We start from the raw sequence: 21,337 nt of genomic DNA on the forward strand, positions 1-21,337 counted from the left end.
ATCCGACTCATGCTCAAGCGGTTAGCGAATGATTAGATCCCAAATGGATTCTATAGCTGTGCCGCGTCGCGTCACACGTAACCAAATAGAAGCTGGGTTTTGTGGCAACGGTACGATAGACCAATCTGAGTAATCCCGTGTGATTACAGCACTGACTTGTTGAACACCATTTACAAATTCAATGCCACACTTCAACCAATTGGCTTCATCCAAACGCACCATGATTCCCGCCTGATCGTACAACTGGTGATACTCACCACTGACTTTCACCTCAGCAACAAAGTCTCCCTTGACTGCTTGATAAAAAAAGTGTCCATTATCTCTAATGAAGCCGTAGTGAGTCTCACGCCAGAAGTCAGTTTTTTGCCCAGACGTGATGGTAATTGTGTCCCCTTGGAGGTTCCAAACAGGTGGTTCATTGTACCATTCCATTGGTGCCGTCTCCCTAGGAGTTACTCATCTAAAGCACCGTTAATTCTGGCATTGAAGCCGTAAACTCGACGGCTTCCTGTGAACGGAACTAAGGTCACTTCTCGTGTATCTCCTGGTTCAAAGCGGACAGCAGTTCCAGCAGGGATATCGAGTCGCATCCCTTTTGCTGACTCTCTGTCAAATTCCAGGGCTTCATTTACCTCGTAGAAATGAAAATGAGAACCGACTTGAATTGGGCGATCGCCTGTATTCGCCACTTGTAACTGTATGGTGGTACGCCCTGCATTCAGTTCAATTTCCCCTTCTTGGACAACAACTTCCCCTGGAATCATGCCAACCTCTATCGAGATGAAATTACTTTAGGCAACGATAAAGCACAACAGCAGCCACAGGTGCCCAGACTGTACAGTTAGAGAGTCTCCAATCTGCTGCGCTCCTCAAGTACAAAACAGGATACCTGACAATCTCTTCTAGCGGAATGTTTAAGCGGCACTGCAAGGTTCTAAAAATGGAGGGCAAGATTTTCTATATTTAGCACCCCTAGGGGTACTGTTAGCAACCAAACCTACTAGTTTATCCTGAGTTATGTTGATGTTCAGTGTATTGGCAAGTAGAAGCCCGCATCCAAGAGCTGAGATAGGCTTGCTAACCATTCTCATTCTTCATGACGCATCATAGCCGCACAAGGGTAGCATTCTTTTTTTAGCTTCGCTTACTTTTTAATCACTGTCTGACCACTTCAGCAATTATGCGTATAGACAATCAGCAATAGTAGCGATGTCGAGAGGTAGAAGTGCGCCAGTATCCTGTGTATAGATGTCATTAAACTTCTAACTATTAAATCACCTTGCCAAGGTTGGTTTTAGCCTAAAGAATGGTTCTCCGTTTGCATAAACCAATTATTTGCAAGTCAAAATGCTATCAAAAACTATTTTGCTTCATTGCAAAATCTTTAAAACAGAGTTACGGTTTTTTATATCCTTTCTTGAAGTAGTAAATAGTAGCTTTGATAAAAATATAATGAAAAACCTGAAAGGAATTATACGAAATCTAGCTGTGATAAAATTCTTATCAATCCAGAGTAGGGATTATAAAAACTCTGAAATCAAAGCAGCTTTTGACGCAACCAATAAGTTTTTGCTAAATCATGACCTCTTACTGGAAGAGCGCATAGAAGTTACTAATATAGTGACTGAATGGGTGGAAAAGCTACTCTATATAAGAGAGCATGAAGAAGAAGCACAAGAGCGAAGAACGCAAATCACCAATCTCATTAGCAAGCTTGATGAAATCAAAGAAATACTGCAGTAATTTGTAACCAATTTCAACCAATGCCTAAATCCCCCAAGATTGGAGGACTTTGAAATCCGGTTCTCCCAGAATTGGGGGGCTAGGAGGGAAAAATCGATTTTTGTAAGACGTCTATTACAACAAAACCGTAATAAAAACGCTAATTAAGCCTTTCTAGCCATTCTTCTAAAGCAATATCAACTAGCGCATCCAAAGACTCAGATTTCACGTCTTTCCCTGTTAAATCCTTGTACATATTTAGATAAACCTTAATGTCATAGTTTCTACTACAACGCGCAGTAGGAGGTACAGAGCGAGTCTGACCCAAAAAAAGAGAAAGGTTTGATACACTCTTCCAGTCGGAAGTAAAAACTCTCCACATTGCCATTCCTTGAGTGAAACCCTGATAAAATGCTCCTTGACGACTTCTTTTCGGATAAGGCAACCAGAGAAAAAGATTTAATGGAAATTCTCCTTTATAACTGTAAAGCTCAGCACAAACTTTAGTTTTATGGAGCTTTCCTTTGATTTTCTCTACTCCGTAAGTGATGGTTGTATCAGTAATGTTTTCCTGCATATGCTTATCGAACTTGAGAATTTTTTCTCGGATGTTTAAGATAATATTTTGTTTATCACTACTATCTTTCTCTAGGAATTTTAAAAGGGTTTTAGGAGGTTGAGGCAGAGGCGGAGCGGGAAGTGAATTTTTGTAAGGCTCAATAAGGTATTCTTCTGGATAAGGAAGAATTACTTTTGCTTCCTGACCTGAATCTATGTTTTTCAGATTGAAATATAGCTTCTTTCCCTCTTGAATAATTTCAAACAGAAGAAACTCAAAATCTAGCTTGTGATGTTTCTTATCTATAAAATTATGTCTGTGAAACCTCGGTGCAACAGCCACTAAGCGAATTTGCAGTGCGTAGTCTACTTCTATATCAACTGGCTTCTCTTCTTGCAAATTGTCACAATAACGAGTTAGCTGCTGGACAATATATCTATCTTCTAAGTTTTTTAACTCCAGCACGACTAACCGTTTATTCTTATCCACGGCTAAAATGTCACAACGTTCCCCCTTGACAGAATATTGCTGCTTTAGAGGAGTTAATTTGAGTAAATGCTCTAAATTAGTCCAGACAAAATTTTCTAGAGCTGCTTCATTTTCAAATTCCCATCCTTGCTCTGTTTTCCTCAAATTTGTAAAACTCAGCATTTTCTGATTCAGCAAATTACTGCTTCTGGACTTCTGTATGGATGGGCGCGCAGCCGTCATCAGTGTCAACTTAAGGAGGCTTGGCGGTTAGAAACCGCAGCTACACAAACACGCACCTGCCTACGCAGGTTTAATAAGTGTTGATTTTTCATTAGTCCGCGCAGACGGACTTCGTTTGTTTAGCCGCGACTTCCAGTCGCTCTTGTCTTAAGTTGACACCAATGGCTAGGGGTGCGCCCCTACCCGGTTAAGAGGTGGAATGAGGTTTAGGCTTTGAGGCTCAAGGCTTCCTGATTCAATACTTGATTGAGTTTGCCACTGCGGTAACCTTCTAAATCGAGGGTGACGTAGAGGAAACCAAACTCCTGAAACGCTGACACCAACTTGGGTAAATCTGTAGTTAAAATAAATTCCTCTATTTGTTCTGGTGGTAATTCAATCCGGGCGGTATCCCCTTCAGAACGGACACGAAGATTTGATAATCCCAACTTCCGCAAATAAATTTCAGCACGTCCGACTCGTTGTAGCTTGCTGACTGTAATCTCTTCGCCGTAGGGGAAGCGGGAACTGAGGCACGGTTGAGCGGGTTTGTCCCACCAAGGAAGCCCTAGTTGTTGGGAAAGTTGGCGGACTTCAGCTTTGGTAACACCCACTTCAGCTAAAGGCGATCGCGCTCCTCTTTCTTTGGCTGCCTGAATCCCTGGTCGATAGTCTCCCAAATCATCGGCATTGACTCCATCAACGACGTAGGGATAGCCTCGCTCAAGGGCAAGGGGTTTGAGCGTGTCGTGGAGTTCACTTTTGCAGAAATAGCAGCGGTTGACAGGGTTGGAGGTGTAATTGGGATTGTTCATCTCATGCGTTTCTATCACCTCATGAGGAATGCCAATTGCTGCTGCTTGGATACGGGCATCTTCTAGTTCTTCCGGCAAAAGTGAAGGAGATTCAGCCGTTATAGCCAAAGCGCGATCGCCCAGCACATCATAAGCAATCTTGGCTACCAGGGTGCTATCAACTCCCCCAGAATAGGCAATCAAAGCCCGCTCCATCTCGGCGAAAATTGTTTTGAGTTGCTTTAGTTTCTGCTCTAGCATGGTTCATCTCAATGATTTTTGAGTGCGTTTAATCACTTCATATATCAATTGTCGCTTTTTGCTCATTGTCCCTATCTGTTGTCCGTTGCAACTAGTGCCGCTCCCTTGGAAGTCAACTTTGAGGACTTACGCACAGACGCAATATATAGGAAGGGCGCAAAGCCTTGCGCCCCTACAGATGGTGGTTCGAGGTCGTATTAATTTGGTATTTGATGCGGCAAAGTTAGCGTAAAACAACTGCCACGCCCCTCTTCAGACTGTATGGTAATGTCACCACCATGTAGCCGTGCTAACTTCAGGGAAAGAGCCAGACCCAAACCTGTTCCTTGATATTTCCGAGGAGAACGGTTAGGGAGTTGGTGGAACGGTTGAAAGAGACTGCTAGCGTCAGCTTCGCTTATGCCGATACCCGTATCAACCACCAGAAATTGAGTATATTCAGCAGTCTGCTCAACTTTTAGTGTTACCGAGCCAGATTCAGTAAATTTCACCGCATTTGAGAGAAGATTCACCAAAATTTGCTTGCATCTGAGATGGTCAGCAACAAAAGATGTAATGGCAGGAGCAATATCCAGTTGTAATTGTAAGCCAGCCTCAGATGCCTGCTCGCGTACAACCGATAAGCATTCATGACAAATGGCTTCTACTGTTATCGGTTCTAGGGATAACTCTTCTCGACCTGCTTCAATCTTTGATAAATCCAGTAGATCATTAATCAGTGCCAACAGGTGTTCACCGCAGGAAGAGATACCAGTGACATATTGGTGCTGTTTATCGTTAAGGGGACCAAAAATTTGCTCTAAAAGTAGGCGAGAAAACCCCAAAATACCCGTTAAGGGTGTCCGCAATTCGTGACTCATATTGGCAAGAAATTCGCTTTTTGCCTGGTTAGCGGCTTCTGAAAGTTGTTGTTGAGCTTCTAGTTCTTGGGTGCGATCGCGTACTAGCTGTTCTAAGTATTCATAGCTCTGTGCATTGTAAAGTGCGATCGCGGCTTGGTCAGCAATTCGCTCTAGTAACTGAATTTCTTCAGTTGTAAAGGTTCGTTTGGCACTTGTTTGCAACATCAAGCCTCCAAACAACTGGTTACGAATAAAAATCGGTGCATTCAGTATCGACACAACTTGCAACTGCTGCATCATTGCCAGGCGATGAGCGGGTTGAGGAGTTTCTGCATAAATAGGAGCGTGGAAAACCTGATGCAAGCTATATTCTGAGCTTGGATCTAACCTATCAGTCCACTCTGATAAAGGTGACTTCATGCCGAGTGCAGAAATAACCTGCTCACTACAGCGCCATTCATGCAGAGTCTTAATATGCTCTGTGTCTATCGAGTAGATATTTACTCGATCAACGCTGAAACATTCTCCAGTCAGTGTGACAATTTCCTGCAAAATCTCGTCTGTATCCAACGTTGAATTTAGGGTTCGACTGATTTGATTGAGCAATTTCTCTCGTTCTGCCTGTTGTTGCACTTTTGCAAATAGCTGAGCTTGATGAATCGCGATCGCACACTGAGTCGCGATCGCACACACCAAAGCCACCTCCTCCTGTGTCCATTGGCGAGACTGAACTGATTGGTTCCCACACTGGTGTAAGCTAATGCCTCCCAGGTATGACTGCTGGTACAACAGAGGCACAATCAGGATGGCGCAAATGTCACACTGAGCCGCTGACTCTTGAATCACCTCTGGTAAACTCGCATCAATTTGTGCCAGTACCAGTGGCTCTCCTTGGGATAATGTCTCATGGTAGTAGCGATAGAAATCGCAATACACACCGATCAAACTCTCTCGTTGAGCTGTCGCTTCACTAACGTGGTGAGCCTTCATCCGATTATCTGAATCAGGCTGAAAAATTAGGCAACGGCTGACATTTAGAGTGTTATGCAGCAGATTAACCGTTGTCTGTAAGACATCATCCAGTACCAATGTGCCCCGCATCGCTTGGACAATGTGATTGATAATCGCTTCTTGTTGAGATTGCCGCTTGGCTTGATTCAGGCTTAACTGTTGTTGTTCGCGTTGTTTACATTCCTGGAGCGCACGGATTAAAACCTCTGGCAAGCGAAACAACTGTTCTTTGAGAACATAGTCAGTCATCCCAGCTTTAATGCACTCTACCGCTCTTTCATCACCTAAGCGATCAGTCACTAAAATAAAGGGAATTTCCTGCCCAGATTGCTGTAATAATTGCAACGCTTCCATGCCACTAAGCACTTTCAAGCAATAAGCAGACAAAACACTGTCATAGGTATGGTTCTGCAAGGATTGCTGATAGAGTTCAGGTGTGGTAGCAACATCGTAAATAAAAACAACACCAGCCGCTTCGAGCGTCGTTGTGATTAACTCAAAATCAGCAGCGACATCCACCACAATCAACAAGCGTACAATTGTGGGTTGGAGTGATTTGGTCAACGAGGGCGTTAGCTCAGAGCCAATGGACATGAAGGTAACGCTGTTTATTTCAATGGAAGTCTATTGATAATTCAAAAGGGAAAATCTAAATGCCGCAAGCGTTTAGGCTTTCCTTACAGGTAACTTGAATGCTCATTAGCTTAATACGAATGGCACTGACTCAAGAAAATTCATCACACCGATCACCATTTGTGCAGGGGGACTGAGGGAGGCACTCCGTCCCCCACCGGAGCTTTAGTGAGGAGGGGGTTTGGGGGGCAACGTCCCCCAATCCGGGTTTTTCCAACGAACGATTACTTTGCGCTCAACGAGAGTGACATTTAGCTTAATACTATTAAAATTCACGTCGCGAGAAGATGAGGATGGCGATCGCTAAAAGCAATACCGTATAGAGTAAACCATACAACCCATGACCTAAAAGCGTTACAGGAGGGGGCAAGATTCCATAAACGGCTTCATTTTTTAAATTAAGGCGCGATAAATCGGGTAAGACCAGATAAAGACCTTGAGTTAGCGTCTGAACATTAGAGTTGCGGCTGATGTTGCCTAACTCTAATAAATCGCGACTTAAGTTGCCCATCAAATACACCCCGAAGGTGAGTAATGCTGCCAATAGGGAACTTGTAAAGACGCTAAATAACAGCGCTACGGCTGTAATTAAAGACAACTCTAAGAATTGGTAAAGTGTTGAAACCAAAATCGTACCCAGTGGATACTTAACCCGGCTGAAACTTAGTAGCGCCAGATAAATCCCCGTCATCGCAACGATCAGGATAGCCAGTACACCCACTAACCCTAAGTGTTTGCCGATGATGAATTCAGCACGATTGAGAGGTTTTGGGATTAAGACTAATACAGTGCGCTTGTCAATTTCTTTGTTAATTAGATTAGTTCCCACAAATATCGCAACAACCACACCTAAGATACTAATTGCCGCCAGACCAAAATCTAGGAAAATTTTGTCTTCTGTGGTTGCGGCAACTTCTGGTAATAGCTGTAGTGCGATCACGAGTAGCAGTGCAAAAAAGCCAATGAGATATAAAACGCGATCGCGAATCACTTCCCGAAACCCATTTGAAGCAATTGCCCAAATTCTCCCGATACTCAACCGCCACCTCCGATGCTTCCAATCACTAAATGAATCCAAACAGGAAATATTGCATCATTGTAAGAAACTATCATTCGCAATGATTGGCTCATCTATTCCCCAACCTCTAACAGGCTCACATTCAAAACGACTAATAAATGTTGGTGGCTGTCCAGGTTGAGTATTGGGGGAATTTGTTGTTGTGGGAACTTGAATAATTTGACAAGTCTTGCTCTGGGAATATTCTTGAGGTAAAGCACGGGGACCTTGCCAAACTGCCCGTAGTTCTAAATTATACCCAGCACTCCTAGAGGAGACACCCGATACCACTCCCCAGAGATTATCTTCTTCAACAGTTGTGATTTGTTGCTTAGCTTGTTGAGCAACTGTGTCGATCAACTTTTCTCGTTCTTCCTGTAAAAGCGATCGCTCAACTACAGACCAAGGTTTAGCATTCAACTGCTGGGCTAGCTTTGGTTCCATCGCATTTAAAAGTAACTCTCCTCTGGGTATTACCGATTCTGAGGAGGCTAGTTTTGTGACAAAAGCACTCTGGCTGAAGTCATCGATTGCAAGGCTGGGGTATTGAGTTAACCAGTCTTGAGCCACGAAATAAAACTGGAACCAGCAGCTAATTAAAATCTGAGTGCCGAACAAAATGACCAGATTTTGACGCTTATGGAAGGGTGGTTTTGTAGGTCTTAACCGATCATTTACAAAATCTGGGATAGCCGCGATTATGGCTGAGATGACTGGCCAGTAAATTAAAGCCTCTTTTGAGACTTCACCTGTAGGGCCACCAAATATATAAATACTGACCAATGCCCCTGTAATCCAAGGGCTTAAAGGAAAGCCATCTTTTTCTTTTTTCTCATCATAACCAATTCGCAATTGGTTAGTAGCTGTCGTTCCCCAAAAAACACCCAAAATCAGAAAAATCCAAGCCAAATTCAGCAGCAAATTTCTGGTGAAGCCAATGTCACTTGCCAGCAATGCCATGTAGTAGGAAAACAAGCTGAGCAAAATGAGAGTTTCCCAAGAAAAGGCACTGGGAGGTCTAAAGTTTTTTTGCAGCCATTCTACAATATTGAGAAAAAATTTCACGATAGTTTGTATCCTATCCTAGAGCGTTGACCTGAATAAAACGGAAAAACAAGAGTAACAAAATGGCGCTATGGCTAAGAGCATTTGCCAAAAGAACAACCGTTGCCTCATTAACGTCAGTATGTGCAATTGCCCGATTTAACCGGGCTGACAAAGATAAGCTACGTCCTTCGTCAGGTGAGTCTGAGGAACTCTGTCCTGGAGACCGATGTAACAACGCTTCTAGTACCTCTAGCCCTTTCAACTTAATGAGGAAGGCACAGAAGAAAATGACAATCCCAGTCGAAACAATAATTAAATTTAGGTTACCTGGCTGGGGAGCCAGAAGGTGATCGAAAAAAACAAAACTAATTATCTGAGTTTTTAAGGGTTGGGGTACGAACCTCAAAAGTAGGAAAAACGCCAACCAACCAGCAATCACACACAATAAATTGATTGAAACAGCATAGTCAATGCTAATTTTGCGCGTTAGGTTTAGCCGTTTGTGGAAGACTGCGGCTTCTAGTGCGATCGCCACCAGCAGGAATAAGAGTTGGAACAAGATTGTCGGTATTGGTAAAACGGATGCTGTCATAGCGCTGTCGCTCCTATCGGGAAAATAGGGAGTGGGGAGTGGAGAGCTTTCAAGGGTAGGTTTCTAATAAATGCCATCAATAATGGAGTGATGAGGTGATGGGTAAAAAATTCCCAAAGTTTAATGTATATTAACTTCCTACCCCCTTATCTCCCCAACATCCCAATCTAAAAAACTTACCCTTGCAAGGGAGTATCAAGTAGGCAGGCATCAAGCAATATTATCTATCGATCTCAGTGAACTGGTTATGAACAACTACATAAAGTAGTCTTTCCTGGAACGAGGCTGAAGGCTAAACTGCTTGAGTACACTCTTTGCATTGGGCTGAATTTCAAGGAGCGGAATGTCCAGAACTGGTATTGGTATACGGACAGCGGTTGAGCGTTCTGAGCGCATCACGGGTCAAATTCACGTTTATGATGGCGCAGGAAAAGGTAAATCTCAAGCGGCTTTGGGCGTTGTTTTGCGTTCAATTGGACTAGGGATAAACTCAGATACTGGCAGTCGCGTCTTATTGCTGCGGTTTCTTAAAGGACCAGGACGCCCCTATGATGAGGATGCCGCGATTGAAGCCTTGCAACGGGGTTTTCCTCACTTGATTGACCAAGTACGGACAGGACGTTCATCTTTCTTTGCTAGAGATGAGGTGACACGCTTCGATGCGGATGAAGCACAGCGAGGCTGGGATGTAGCGAAAGGTGCGATCGCGTCCGATCTCTATTCGGTTGTTGTCCTCGATGAACTCAATCCTGTCCTGGATTTGGGTTTACTGGCGATCGATGAAGTCATCAAAACCCTGAAAAACAAGCCTGAGAATCTGGAAATCATTGTTACAGGTCGGGGAACTCCTCAGGCATTACTAGATATTGCAGATTTGCACAGTGAATCGGTACCTCATGACCATCCTGCATCCAGACAACAGGGAATTGAAGGGATCGAAATCTACACGGGTGCAGGCAAGGGTAAATCCACCAATGCTTTAGGTAAGGCGTTGCAAGCAATCGGTCGAGGGATTAGTACCGATAAATCCCATCGAGTCCTGATCATGCAGTGGCTGAAAGGTGGTAGTGGCTATACAGAAGATGCCGCGATCGCCGCTTTGAAGCAGTCCTATCCTGCACTCGTCGATCATCACCGTTGTGGTCGAGATGCGATCGTTTGGCGGGGACAACAGGAAATCGCGGATTATGTAGAAGCAGAGCGAGGTTGGGAAATTGCCAGAGCGGCTTTAGCGTCGGGTTTGTATAAAACCATCATTATGGACGAACTTAATCCCACTGTTGACCTGGAACTGTTACAAGTAGAGCCAATTGTCGATGCTCTTTTGCGTAAACCTCGCGATACGGAAGTAATTATTACAGGTCGCTGCCTAAATCAACCCGCCTACTTCGACATTGCTAGTGTTCATTCCGAGATGATTTGCCACAAGCACTACTGTGAAAAAGGTGTGGATTTGAAACGAGGCGTAGATTTTTGATAAAGGCTTGGGGGAGTTCCCCCAAACCCGATGTTTTCCAAAGTAAATTTCGCAATGACGAGAGTAATATTCTTACTCCAGTTCTTCAGATTTATGAGTCATGATAGTGCAATCAGAAGTAGGAATACCGACGCAAGTCAGCACGTATCCTGCTTCAACTTGCTCATCATCCAAGAATTGTTGCTCAGACTGATCGACTGAACCTTCTTTCAATACACCAGCACAGGTGGAACAGGCACCAGCACGGCAAGAATAAGGCAAATCAAGCCCTTCTTCTTCCCCAACATCGAGAATAGACTCACCTTCTGGAACTTCAATCGTGGTATCGAGTCCTTCGCCTTCGTTAATTAATCTGACTTTGTAAGTAGCAGCCATAAAGAGGTCATCCTATCAAGAGAAACTACAACAACAGGTTCACTAGAAGCGACCAAGCGCAAGAATAAAAAACTATTCGCTATCCAGTTCACTTGTTAGTAGAAAAGTTATCTTTACTGAAATTTCTTTTGTCTCTATCAATAGATAGTTCATCCTGTAAGATAAGTGTTCCTTCAGACAGATGCTGTAGGGTTAGTGTTATCCTGAAGCGAGTCCTTATCTAGGCAAATAATGGCTGAATTGGCTTTACTAGGGCTTACTGAGTGTTGAAATCAATAGTTGTGCGCTCCGTATCACAAAACTACTAAATCAGGAGATCATGACATTTTTTTGCTTTCGTTCTGTCTACAATCAACTTTAATTCTAAGTTGTATTCTATCGTACAAAATTAGTTTTACTACTAGGACAATGAAAAGGGATTAAGTGGAAAAATGCTTAAAGATAATCCTTTTTCCCTTCCCCTTTGACCTAAAACGATAATCTGATCTGGCAATTCTTATTCCAGTAAGGTACATCTAAGTTTCTTCCCAATTCCCAATTCCCAATTCCCAAAAACAGAGCTTATTCACTTTGGCACCTTAACTTCGTAAGTCACAGTTCCCAACCAAGGCACCCCTGCCAACTGGTAGGGCTTAAATCTTAAGCTATCCAATCCTCCCTTCCTAACCATGTGGTTTAAGAAATGCAGAGAACCTTGAAGCATATCTGTACCATTAGGAATAGTCGTATTTTCCAACTCTAACTTCGGCTGTAACTTCAAGAGATTTTTTACTGACTTAAAGATGTCAGGAGCATTAGACGAGCGGATAAATGTAGAGACAGCCCTTCTAATTTCTGCTTCAACATTTGCCGCATTCTTAAGTTTGTGACCTTCCATCGTTCCACCAAGACGCTTTTTCAGGAATGCTCTGACATTCTCAGCATAAGAAATGGTGTTATAGTGATAAATTGCTTGAGAAATAGAAGTGTGCTTGCCAGAGTTAATTAACGAGCCAACGACATAAGCCGCAATATCTGCTGTATAGTCAGAGTCTCTTGCAAACTTACTCAAGGCTTCCTCTACATCTTTAATGTTGTTGCTGTCTTTGGAGTAATAAACGATAATTGCTGAACCAATATCTCCAGCCCAAGATGTGTGGTCACCTGTCCAACTGGTTAAATCTGACCAATTAACCCCAGGTTGATTAATTTGATCAGAGAGTGCCGCAATGAAATGACCAAAATCAGTAACTTCACCACTCAATACCGAATACTCCTGATTCAGTTTTTCTTTAAATTCCCCAGCAATATACTCTTGGCTATATCCGGTTGCTGTATTCCATAACGGAGTTGTATATCCCTTTTTGGTATAACCCCGAAGCTTATTCGCTATTTCATAGACAGACTTACCAGAGTTTTCACGTTCAATTTTTTCAATGAATTGTAGTGCTTCTTCTAGTTCAGGCATAGCTTTTAAGAGATGCATTTCATTTAGGGAGTAGTACTAGTTAGCTACTCATTGAAGTGGCGTTTCTCCGGATTATTCTGCCAGTAATCACCCGAATGGGCGAGGCTAAGTGTTTACAGGAAGTCTTGAAATCTCTTGGGTTGAAGGTCACCTTTGGTAGACTTTCTCCTTGTCCTACTACAAAGATTTCATGAAAACTCAGCTAGGTTAACAGAGCTTCAGCTAGAGAAACAACCCAATTGTCAAGGAATCGCACAGAAAACCGGATGCTGTTACGATTGTGGAGTCCAGATGCAATTCCCCGTCTGAGCAAAGCGGACGAGGGTAGTTGAAGTCTTTGGTTCTTCTATGATTCGCCATCGTTCCACTGCACTTCTAGCTGCCTGTGTTACTGGCTTGGGTCTGGTTTTGGGTACCAGTTGTAACCCAGGAGTAGCGCTAGCGATCGCTAATTCCGTAGTGAAGCAAGAGAGTGGGACACTCCCTACCGCAGCGTCTGAACTAAATACCCCTAACACCATCAGCTTAAGCGTTTGGAAGCATCCAAAAACCTCTCAAACTTCAAGCCCCACCCTCCTAAGAAACATAAGGCAGAAGGCAGAGGGCCCAAGGCAAGAGGGAAGTGTTTCTTTCGTCGGTAACAATCGGTACGCCGCTAGTTCGAGGCTTGCAATTGCACTCCCAGGCAACCTGAACAAGAACCAACTGAAGTGGGTGCTAGTCTTAGTCGCTACGCTAGCTATTGCAGGAGGAGGAATTTTCTTCTTGCTAAAGTGGCTGAACAACACGAAAAAAGCAGTAGAACCAAAATCCCTACCTAATGAAAATGACCTCACAAAACTGAATTCCACAGGAAACGGTGTTCTCTCCCAACCGGATACCCTCAACCCCAAACATTACCCCAATGGTCACAACGATTCAGCCTTGAGAGTTTCCCTATCTAACGATTCCGAAACGTCCTCACCACTTCATCTATCCGGTGATAACCTACCCGTTAACAAAAACAAGCCCCTCTCCAAAATTGATATTGTTGATGAACTCATTGGAGATTTGCAAGAACCTGACCCACAGAAACGTCGCAAAGCCATTTGGGAATTAGCACAGCGAGGAGATTCGAGGGCAATACAGCCCCTAGTCGATTTAATGATCGATTCAGATTCTCAACAACGCAGCTTAATCTTGGAAGCACTTTCGCAAATTGGCACCAAGACACTAAAACCGATGAATAGGGCACTCGCTATCTCGCTACAAGACGACAATGCCCAAGTGCGTAAAAACGCGATTCGGGACTTAACGCGAATCTATGAAGTCGTTGCCCAGACAACTCAGATGTTGTACCACGCGGCTGATGACCCTAATCCAGAAGTCCGGGAAACGGCACGGTGGGCAATTGGTCAGTTAAGCCGGATTCGCACACTAACTACTCTTGATAACTTGCCACCTTCGCAAACTTCACTCAACTTGCCAGAACATTACGACCAGGAACCACCACCTTAGTAGGAATGGTACTGACATAAGAGCCTTGAAATAAATTTCACCCCTCAAAGCTGAAGTAAGCTTTAGCTTACTACATCAGCCTTTCAACCCGTTTTAACGGGTTTTAGCTTAGCGTTCCCGTTCCCCGTAGGGGTTCCCGAAGGGTAGGGTACTTTAGTTCAGGGCTTAAGTCAGTGCCAGTCATCTTAGGGGGGAATGAGGGAGTAATTTCTGCCCTACCTTCCCTACCTTCTCCACCTTCTCTACCTTCCCCACCTTCCCTACCTTTCCCATCTCCCCACTACCTTTGTATTAATGGCAACGACCACATCACCTAACAAGTCCCTAAAACTGCTATTCGTCTCCAACCCGATTGGGCCGTTGGGTTCAGGATTGGGAGGCGGAGTCGAATTGACGTTGCGTAACATCGCAACCGAACTGCATCAGCGGGGTCATAGTATCAAAATTGTTGCCACTAAAGGCTCCACAGCTTGGGGAAGGCCGCTAGTTGAAATTGCTGGTGCGCCACAAATTAGCGCTCAAACACAAGGGCGTGATGCTCCGGTTATTATTCCAGCGTCTTCTGTTTTGGCAAATTTGTGGGACTACGTACGGCAGGTGCAAAACGACTATGACCTAATTTTTAACTTTGCCTATGATTGGTTGCCGTTCTACCTAACGCCTTTTTTCACCTGTCCTGTTGCCCACTTGGTCAGCATGGGTTCATTGACGGAGGCGATGGATCAAATTATTGAACAGGTCGCTACTCGGTTTCCTGGTACGATTGGTGTCCACAGTCATGCCCAGGCGGCAACGTTTGCGTTTGCTGACCGTTGTCGGTGCTTGGGAAATGGCATAGATTTATCGGTGTATGACTTCTGTGCCGAACCCGCCTCCTGGGTGGGATGGGTGGGTCGAATTGCACCGGAAAAGGGGCTAGAAGATGCGGTAGCTGCTTCTCAAATTACTGGAATTTCGATGAAAATTATGGGTTTTCTGGAAAATGAAGCCTACTGGCAGCAGATTCTCCGCGATTACCCAAACGCCCCGGTGGAGTATGAGGGGTTTCTTTCAACAACTGAACTTCAACAACGTTTACGTCAGTGTCGATCGCTTTTGATGACTCCGCGTTGGGTAGAAGCATTTGGGAATGTGGCGATTGAAGCCCTAGCTTGTGGTGTGCCAGTGATTGCCTACCGTCGGGGTGGGCCGGCTGAAATTGTTGAGGATGGGAAAACAGGCTTTTTGGTAGAACCTGATTCTGTGGCAGGTTTAGTCGAGGCAATGGGAAAACTCGATCAAATTGAGCGCCATGTCTGCCGCCAACGAGTAGAAGCCCAATATTCTGCAAAAGCAATGGGCGATCGCATCGAACAGTGGTTTCTCGACATCTTGAGCGGTCGTCAGAGTTCCTGAAATATTGAAGTAGAAGCACAAGCCGCTTACTCTAACAACACTTTACGTCAAGCTCTTGCTAGAAGCGATCGCCTGAACAGGTACACAATAGATAAATGAGTGAGTTTATACAAAACTTTACATAGGATCGCCCATCCCAATGAACGAACCATCCATCAGTGCCTTACTAGAAGACCTAAAAAATCCTGACGAGAACGTTCGCCAGCAAGCAACCGCAGAACTTTGGCGCATCTGGTTCTATCAAAAGGGAAGATACGGAGTCGAACTGATTGAGCGCAGTCAGATGATGCTTGAAGCTGGCCATGTTACCCAAGCTGAAGCGTTACTCACAGAACTGATAAAAGACCAGCCTGACTTTGCAGAAGCGTGGAATCGACGTGCAGTGCTTTATTACACGCTTGGACAGTACGAAAAGTCAAGAGATGATTGCCAGGAAGTTATCAAACTCAATCCAGTTCATTTTGGGGCACTCCACGGTTTAGGGTTATGCCATGCGGCATTGGGAGACTACTCGGCAGCAATCCAAGCCTTTCAAAAAGCTCTCTTAATTCAACCCTATGCTCTAGCTAATCAAAAGTTGCTTCTGGAATGTACAGCGCGATTGAGCTAATGAAAGTGCTGGCTAATATAGCCGAAAGCTGTCAGCTATCAGCTTCTTTGCTCTCCTTGCTCTATCTAGAAAATAAGGCTCCAGGGCAGAAGGCACAAAACCGCCCTAACTAATAACTAATAACTAACAACTAACAACTAACAACGAATGACCAATAACTTGCATTGCCAGCTACCGCCACCGCTAAAACCCGGAGATTTACTTCGGGTTGTTGCACCCAGTGGAGCGCTACGGGAGTTTGAGGCGTTTCAAAAAGGCTTAGAAATTTGGCGCGGCAGAGGCTATAAAGTCGAACTGCCAATTAATTGGGATGCTAGAGAAGGCTACCTTGCTGGTACAGATACTGAGCGGCGCCAGCAATTAGCAGACGCTTGGAAAGACCCGGAATGTCGAGGTATTCTCTGTAGTCGAGGTGGTTATGGTAGTGCCCGACTTCTGGAAGATTGGACATGGCATTCAGTAGCAAGAGACAATCGAGACAATTCCCAATCTCCCAAGCTAGCGAGCGAGTCAAGCTCTCCAATCGAGAAGTGGCTGATTGGTTTTTCTGATATTACGGGTTTGCTATGGAGCCTTAGTCGGTCGGGTATCTCTGGGGTTCATGGCCCAGTCTTAACAACCTTGGCAGCCGAACCAGAATGGTCGCTTAACCGCTTGTTCGACTGTATAGAAGGGCGCTCCCTTGCTCCCCTTACAGGCGTTAGTTGGGGCAGTGGTAAGGTTAGTGGGAGACTGATGCCTGCAAATCTCACTGTCGCAACCCATCTACTAGGGACATTTGTACAACCCAACTTAGATGGGATTATCCTTGCCTTGGAAGATGTTACAGAAGCTCCTTATCGCATTGACCGAATGCTGACCCAGTGGCGTATGAGTGGGGCATTTCAAGGAGTACGCGGCATTGCATTGGGGCGATTTAGTCGTTGTGATCCACCCAAGGAAGTACCAAGCTGGACGGTAGAAGAAGTATTACATGATCGCCTTGGCGATTTAGGGATTCCGATTGTTAGTGATCTTCCCTTTGGTCATGAGGGAGCTAATGCCGCTCTTCCGGTTGGGCAGTGGGTTGAACTCGATGCTGACAACGCTACACTGAAGTGGAATACCAATCAGTTGGAGTATTCTTCTGTACTTGAAAGCTAAAGGAGTTTCACCGATAATAAATAGCAATCAATTTTAATAAGAATTACTATCTCAATACCTGATTGGGCAGCGAAAACACCCAGCGAGTGTTCTAATAGTGGCGTAAGTTCTGTAACTGCAAGGAGCGCCGTTTGCCAGGTGGGAAATACTCGATTTATTCTGTCAGGGCAGTATTAAAGTCAAAGAAGCGTTAGTTAAAAACAAGTTGCCATGCCGGGAACTGATCAGGAACCTAGAGTCAGTAATCACAAGCCTGAACACCATCTATTACCCGAAAATAGCGAACAACAGAACATCGCTGCATTACAACAGGAATTGCTGCTGGCGTGGCAACGAGTATCTAGGCAGAAATTGCTCAATAAAATCATTCAGGCGATGCGGGGTACGCTGGTCTTGGATGAGATTTTACAAACAACAGTTAACCAGTTACAAGTTGCGCTCCAGGTCAGTCGCTGCCTGATTTACCGACCTGACGATCACAATCAAATGGCGGTTCGTTACACGTCAGAAGTAACAGAGCTAGGTGAGAATTTAACAGACCGCTACGGTTCTTTCTATCCGCACTACCACGAAACCCTATCTTTAGGCAAGCCTGTTGTTTTCTCGCAAATTGATGAGACGCTGCCTCCCGAAATTCTCTTAGAAGTCCAGAAGCGGGGAATTCGGGCGATGCTGATTGTGCCACTGATGTATCAGAACACCTACATTGGGGGCATTAGCCTCGTGCAGTATGATGGCGATCGCGTAGCCGAAACGATGTCAGGAGCCTCAGAGGAAGTTAGCCCAACAGCAGAGGAGGCAAGGCAAGCAGCTTTCTTGCGGCTGAGTGAAGCCGATCTACTACATCAGCAGAGCCTACACGGTAGAGAATGGACAGCTTCAGATGTGGAATTTGTCGAGGCGATCGCAGATCATTGTGAGATCGCGATTTATCAAGCCGAACTTCATCAGCAGCTACAAGCTGAATTAGCAGAGCGTAAGCAAGTAGAGGAGGCACTGCGACAAAGTGAGGCACGCTACCGTGCGATCGTTGAAGATCAAACTGAACTCATTTGTCGGTTCAAACCCGATGGAACTATGACTTTTGTTAATGATGCCTACTGCCGCTATTTCAACAAGCAGCGTTCTGAGCTTATTGGGCAAAAGTTTCTACCAGCGATGCCTTCCGATGACCGAGAGTTGATTACCCAGAACTTTCGTTCTCTTTCTCAAGGGCACCCGATCAACACCTATGAACATCGAATCATTCTCCCGACTGGAGAGGTTCGCTGGCAGCAGTGGTCAGATCGAGCCTTGTTCGATGAGCAGGGTAACTTCATTGAGTGTCAGGCAGTAGGACGAGATATCACCAAACTCAAGCAGGCAGAAGCTGACATTCGCATGGCGTTGGAAAAAGAAAAAGAAGTCAACGAACTTCGTTCTGGCGTTGTGTCCCTGGTGTCTCATGAATTCCGCACACCGCTGACGATCATTCAATCTTCGGCTGAACTACTCGAACACTATCACCATAAATTCTCTGACCAGAAAAAACAGAGTCATTTTACACATATTAGAAATGCTGTGGAACGGATGACTCAGTTGTTAGAAGATGTTTTGACCATCGGCAAAGCTGAAGCAGGAAAGCTCAAGTTCAAGCCTGCCTCAATGGATTTAGTAGCTTTCTGTGACCACATTGTAGAAAATCTACAAATGAGTGCAAGTTCTCTACACACGCTCAACTTTGCGATCGAGGGTGACTGTAGCGATGCCCAAATGGATGAAAAGCTATTGGCGCATATCCTCACTAATTTGCTCTCAAATGCGATTAAATATTCACCAAAAGGCGGAACCGTCGATGTTAACCTGATTTGCACAGATGAACAGGCAATCTTCCTAGTTAAAGATCAGGGCATTGGTATTCCCCAAGAAGATATAGAGAAACTATTTGAGTCCTTCAGACGAGCTAGTAATGTTAGCAATATTCCTGGTACCGGACTAGGGCTTGCGATCGTGAAGAAATGTGTGGACTTACATGGGGGTGAGATTACTGTGCATAGTGAACTTGGAGTCGGCACAACGTTTACTGTAACTCTACCGTTGAACAATTCCCCAGTTCCCACTCTCAAGAAAGATCTGAGTTAAACAAACACTGCAAAATTTCTCGGTCAAAGAGTACAACTTTTTGATGTTCTAAAAACTGTCCCTTGGAGAGGCATACAGCAGATTGACCCAAGATTTCACTAAATAGAAGCTGCTGGAACATAAAATTATCGGTTAAAGACATGATGTGATGGGCGCTAGCACACTCTCCTTGCCAGTTGAAGTCCACATTTAGCTTGACATGATGCAGATCATGAATACATCGAAAAATCAGATTAACCTCTGGATCTAGCAGATCTGATTCATTAAATTGAGTGTTAATCAGCAAGTTTCCTTGGCTGACATCAGCCTGGATATCTTCTAAACACAACCTTGACCCTCTGAAATAAGGTTGGAAGTCAACATACTGAACGTTTACTCCTTGTAGTTCTACTTGCGCTAGGTTAATAATAAATTGATGAAAATCCCTAGCGAGCTGAGAAGGCACTTCATAAGCTGGAGCTTCAATGTAGTGTTTAGCAATCTTTTCAATGTTCATGAATGTCGTATAGTAGATGCTCAAGGTCTGCAAAAGATGTAAAAAGAGTAAATCCTTATAAAGCCATAAGATTTAACACTAATTTTGGCTTTATGAGCCACAAAAAACGATGAGGAAATTACTTAAAGTTTCTGCAAAGCTTTTTGTAAAGAACAGGTAAATATACGGAATGCTTTAGGTTCGCAGCAGAAATTCTGAATATTAAGAAATTAACGTTAAATAAAGCCCAAAATTAAGTTTAATCTTAGGCTTTATTTACATTTTTTTTAATCTGATTAAACCTTAGCCCAAGGTATTTCCTCTTACCCATTTATCTGTCGGCTTTGAGCGACGGATGGGGGTGATGAATTTATTGAGAGGAGCAGTTTCCACCACTGTGTCAGAGCTAGGTTTATTATTTTCCTCTGCCTAGAGTGATGAAAAAGCATTATGACTGCTGTTGAAAGTTTAAATTACGAAATAAGCACAATGCTTTATGCAGATCTTGACACTAGTTTAGAGGTGGCTTACAAGGTTGGGAGTGTAGCAATCATGAAATCATTAATCACTGGGAGCAATATGAGCCGACTATTCCAGGAGAGATAGCACACTCGAATTAAAGTAGTGAATCTTCTCTACTCAGGGATAGATATATACCCAAAAAAGCCTGATTTTGTAATCTCTTCCACGTTTTCCCCCTCATCATATTAAATAGAATCCGCTTTATTGTTGCTCAGCTCTAGGAGAGTTCATGGAGCGCTTGATTTCAGCTTTAGGCTTAGTCGTTTTCATCGGCTTAGCCTACGCTTTCTCTGTCAATCGACGTGCTGTACGTTGGCAACCTGTCTTGTGGGGCATTGCCTTGCAGTTGATTTTTGCATTGTTAATCCTCAGGACAGCACCAGGTTTTTTTGTATTTAGCTTCTTAGGCGACGTGGTGGGGCAATTCCTGAACTTCTCTGACGCAGGCGCATCGTTTGTCTTTGGCGAGAAGTTTGAAGAAAACTTTTTTGCTTTCAAAGTGCTGCCGACGATCATTTTTTTCTCCTCCTTCATCTCACTGCTTTACCACTACGGCATTTTGCAGCGGGTCGTGCAGGGAGTCGCTTGGGTAATGCTCAAAACTCTGAAGACATCAGGTTCTGAGTCCCTTTCCGCCGCTGCCAACATCTTTGTTGGTCAGACAGAGGCACCGTTGTTAATTAAGCCGTATATTGGCTCGATGACGATGTCAGAGTTACACGCTGTTATGACCGGGGGATTTGCGACAATTGCAGGTGGTGTGCTGGCAGCTTATGTTTCTTTTGGTGTGCCAGCACAACATTTGATTGCCGCTTCGGTCATGTCAGCACCCGCCGCTCTCGCGATCTCAAAACTGCTTTACCCGGAAACGGAGAAATCCCCAACGGCTGGCACAGTAACCGTGGAAGTTGAACGAACGGCAGCAAACGGGATTGATGCGGTAGCAACAGGCGCGATTGAGGGGCTAAAACTTGTGGGTAACATTGCGGCGATGTTGATTGCCTTCTTAGCTTTAGGTGATTTCCGAGAAAGAAGATACCAATTAAGCAGGTTGGATAAGAATGTCC

At 44.4% G+C, this 21,337-nt stretch carries 19 protein-coding genes; 8 read left to right on the forward strand and 11 right to left on the reverse strand.

The features are described from left to right. Positions 1-21 precede the first annotated feature (21 nt). Positions 22-432 carry a DUF1349 domain-containing protein gene (locus tag AC5JL3_RS22240; RefSeq protein WP_496076558.1) on the reverse strand — a complete coding sequence of 137 codons (411 nt, stop codon included), beginning with the start codon at positions 430-432 and terminating at the stop codon, positions 22-24. A 20-nt stretch (positions 433-452) separates the two neighbouring features. Further along, the gene (locus AC5JL3_RS22245; protein WP_496076559.1) at positions 453-764 is read right to left on the reverse strand and encodes an urease subunit beta; all 312 of its coding nucleotides are present in this window, start codon (positions 762-764) and stop codon (positions 453-455) included. 583 nt (positions 765-1,347) lie between these two features. Here AC5JL3_RS22245 and AC5JL3_RS22250 point away from each other — a divergent pair. Then, a complete protein-coding gene (locus tag AC5JL3_RS22250; protein WP_496076560.1) occupies positions 1,348-1,743 on the forward strand; it encodes a hypothetical protein in 396 nt (131 codons plus the stop codon). A 139-nt stretch (positions 1,744-1,882) separates the two neighbouring features. Here AC5JL3_RS22250 and AC5JL3_RS22255 read toward each other — a convergent pair whose 3' ends face one another. The 6 genes from AC5JL3_RS22255 to fraC form a co-directional block, all read right to left on the reverse strand. Beyond that, positions 1,883-2,992, reverse strand: a complete 1,110-nt coding sequence (locus tag AC5JL3_RS22255) for an endonuclease NucS domain-containing protein (RefSeq protein ID WP_496076561.1) — start codon at positions 2,990-2,992, stop codon at positions 1,883-1,885. Positions 2,993-3,198: 206 nt separating this feature from the next. Beyond that, positions 3,199-4,026: an ATP-dependent sacrificial sulfur transferase LarE gene (gene larE / locus AC5JL3_RS22260; protein WP_496076562.1), complete on the reverse strand. Its 828-nt coding sequence runs from the start codon at positions 4,024-4,026 to the stop codon at positions 3,199-3,201. Between the two features lie 197 nt (positions 4,027-4,223). After that, positions 4,224-6,473, reverse strand: a complete 2,250-nt coding sequence (locus tag AC5JL3_RS22265) for a GAF domain-containing protein (protein ID WP_496076563.1) — start codon at positions 6,471-6,473, stop codon at positions 4,224-4,226. Positions 6,474-6,777: 304 nt separating this feature from the next. After that, positions 6,778-7,551 carry an ABC transporter permease gene (locus tag AC5JL3_RS22270; RefSeq protein WP_192221834.1) on the reverse strand — a complete coding sequence of 258 codons (774 nt, stop codon included), beginning with the start codon at positions 7,549-7,551 and terminating at the stop codon, positions 6,778-6,780. 54 nt (positions 7,552-7,605) lie between these two features. Next, the gene (locus tag AC5JL3_RS22275) at positions 7,606-8,634 is read right to left on the reverse strand and encodes a DUF5357 family protein (protein WP_496076564.1); all 1,029 of its coding nucleotides are present in this window, start codon (positions 8,632-8,634) and stop codon (positions 7,606-7,608) included. Between the two features lie 13 nt (positions 8,635-8,647). Further along, on the reverse strand, positions 8,648-9,208 hold the full coding sequence (gene fraC / locus AC5JL3_RS22280; RefSeq protein WP_192221836.1) for a filament integrity protein FraC: 561 nt from the start codon (positions 9,206-9,208) through the stop codon (positions 8,648-8,650). 343 nt (positions 9,209-9,551) lie between these two features. On the opposite strand from fraC, the gene AC5JL3_RS22285 reads away from it, so the two are divergent. Continuing rightward, entirely contained in the window at positions 9,552-10,685 is a 1,134-nt protein-coding gene (locus AC5JL3_RS22285) for a cob(I)yrinic acid a,c-diamide adenosyltransferase (RefSeq protein ID WP_192221837.1), read from the forward strand. A 72-nt stretch (positions 10,686-10,757) separates the two neighbouring features. On the opposite strand, the gene AC5JL3_RS22290 is transcribed toward AC5JL3_RS22285, so the two are convergent. Both AC5JL3_RS22290 and AC5JL3_RS22295 read right to left on the reverse strand, forming a co-directional pair. Then, positions 10,758-11,060, reverse strand: coding sequence for a 2Fe-2S iron-sulfur cluster-binding protein (locus AC5JL3_RS22290; protein ID WP_192221838.1), 303 nt, complete (start codon positions 11,058-11,060; stop codon positions 10,758-10,760). Between the two features lie 565 nt (positions 11,061-11,625). Next, positions 11,626-12,507: a hypothetical protein gene (locus tag AC5JL3_RS22295; protein WP_496076565.1), complete on the reverse strand. Its 882-nt coding sequence runs from the start codon at positions 12,505-12,507 to the stop codon at positions 11,626-11,628. A 348-nt stretch (positions 12,508-12,855) separates the two neighbouring features. Here AC5JL3_RS22295 and AC5JL3_RS22300 point away from each other — a divergent pair, with 348 nt between their 5' ends. The 5 genes from AC5JL3_RS22300 (at position 12,856) to AC5JL3_RS22320 (ending at position 19,273) form a co-directional block, all read left to right on the forward strand. Then, on the forward strand, positions 12,856-14,004 hold the full coding sequence (locus AC5JL3_RS22300) for a HEAT repeat domain-containing protein (RefSeq protein WP_496076566.1): 1,149 nt from the start codon (positions 12,856-12,858) through the stop codon (positions 14,002-14,004). A 294-nt stretch (positions 14,005-14,298) separates the two neighbouring features. Beyond that, a complete protein-coding gene (locus AC5JL3_RS22305) occupies positions 14,299-15,399 on the forward strand; it encodes a glycosyltransferase family 4 protein (protein ID WP_496076567.1) in 1,101 nt (366 codons plus the stop codon). 139 nt (positions 15,400-15,538) lie between these two features. Then, positions 15,539-16,009, forward strand: coding sequence for a tetratricopeptide repeat protein (locus AC5JL3_RS22310; protein WP_496076568.1), 471 nt, complete (start codon positions 15,539-15,541; stop codon positions 16,007-16,009). 147 nt (positions 16,010-16,156) lie between these two features. Next, the gene (locus AC5JL3_RS22315; protein WP_496076569.1) at positions 16,157-17,152 is read left to right on the forward strand and encodes a S66 peptidase family protein; all 996 of its coding nucleotides are present in this window, start codon (positions 16,157-16,159) and stop codon (positions 17,150-17,152) included. Between the two features lie 210 nt (positions 17,153-17,362). Beyond that, entirely contained in the window at positions 17,363-19,273 is a 1,911-nt protein-coding gene (locus tag AC5JL3_RS22320) for a sensor histidine kinase (RefSeq protein WP_496076570.1), read from the forward strand. Here the strand turns inward: AC5JL3_RS22320 and AC5JL3_RS22325 are convergent. Further along, a complete protein-coding gene (locus tag AC5JL3_RS22325) occupies positions 19,254-19,769 on the reverse strand; it encodes a hypothetical protein (RefSeq protein ID WP_496076571.1) in 516 nt (171 codons plus the stop codon). The two genes, AC5JL3_RS22320 and AC5JL3_RS22325, sit on opposite strands and share 20 nt — an antisense overlap. Positions 19,770-20,499: 730 nt before the next feature. On the opposite strand from AC5JL3_RS22325, the gene AC5JL3_RS22330 reads away from it, so the two are divergent. After that, positions 20,500-21,337 (forward strand): NupC/NupG family nucleoside CNT transporter (locus AC5JL3_RS22330; RefSeq protein WP_496076572.1); only part of this gene is annotated, 838 nt, incomplete at its 3' end.

The organism is Symplocastrum torsivum, from assembly GCF_059505465.1.

Coding starts and splice junctions, on each gene's coding strand:
- AC5JL3_RS22310 (WP_496076568.1), top strand. CDS start 15,539: ATGAACGAACCATCCATCAGTGCCTTACTAGAAGACCTAAAAAATCCT.
- fraC (WP_192221836.1), bottom strand. CDS start 9,208: ATGACAGCATCCGTTTTACCAATACCGACAATCTTGTTCCAACTCTTA.
- AC5JL3_RS22245 (WP_496076559.1), bottom strand. CDS start 764: ATGATTCCAGGGGAAGTTGTTGTCCAAGAAGGGGAAATTGAACTGAAT.
- AC5JL3_RS22295 (WP_496076565.1), bottom strand. CDS start 12,507: ATGCCTGAACTAGAAGAAGCACTACAATTCATTGAAAAAATTGAACGT.
- AC5JL3_RS22290 (WP_192221838.1), bottom strand. CDS start 11,060: ATGGCTGCTACTTACAAAGTCAGATTAATTAACGAAGGCGAAGGACTC.
- AC5JL3_RS22305 (WP_496076567.1), top strand. CDS start 14,299: ATGGCAACGACCACATCACCTAACAAGTCCCTAAAACTGCTATTCGTC.
- AC5JL3_RS22240 (WP_496076558.1), bottom strand. CDS start 432: ATGGAATGGTACAATGAACCACCTGTTTGGAACCTCCAAGGGGACACA.
- AC5JL3_RS22250 (WP_496076560.1), top strand. CDS start 1,348: ATGCTATCAAAAACTATTTTGCTTCATTGCAAAATCTTTAAAACAGAG.
- AC5JL3_RS22300 (WP_496076566.1), top strand. CDS start 12,856: ATGATTCGCCATCGTTCCACTGCACTTCTAGCTGCCTGTGTTACTGGC.
- AC5JL3_RS22315 (WP_496076569.1), top strand. CDS start 16,157: ATGACCAATAACTTGCATTGCCAGCTACCGCCACCGCTAAAACCCGGA.
- AC5JL3_RS22320 (WP_496076570.1), top strand. CDS start 17,363: ATGCCGGGAACTGATCAGGAACCTAGAGTCAGTAATCACAAGCCTGAA.
- AC5JL3_RS22285 (WP_192221837.1), top strand. CDS start 9,552: ATGTCCAGAACTGGTATTGGTATACGGACAGCGGTTGAGCGTTCTGAG.
- larE (WP_496076562.1), bottom strand. CDS start 4,026: ATGCTAGAGCAGAAACTAAAGCAACTCAAAACAATTTTCGCCGAGATG.
- AC5JL3_RS22265 (WP_496076563.1), bottom strand. CDS start 6,473: ATGTCCATTGGCTCTGAGCTAACGCCCTCGTTGACCAAATCACTCCAA.
- AC5JL3_RS22325 (WP_496076571.1), bottom strand. CDS start 19,769: ATGAACATTGAAAAGATTGCTAAACACTACATTGAAGCTCCAGCTTAT.
- AC5JL3_RS22255 (WP_496076561.1), bottom strand. CDS start 2,992: ATGACGGCTGCGCGCCCATCCATACAGAAGTCCAGAAGCAGTAATTTG.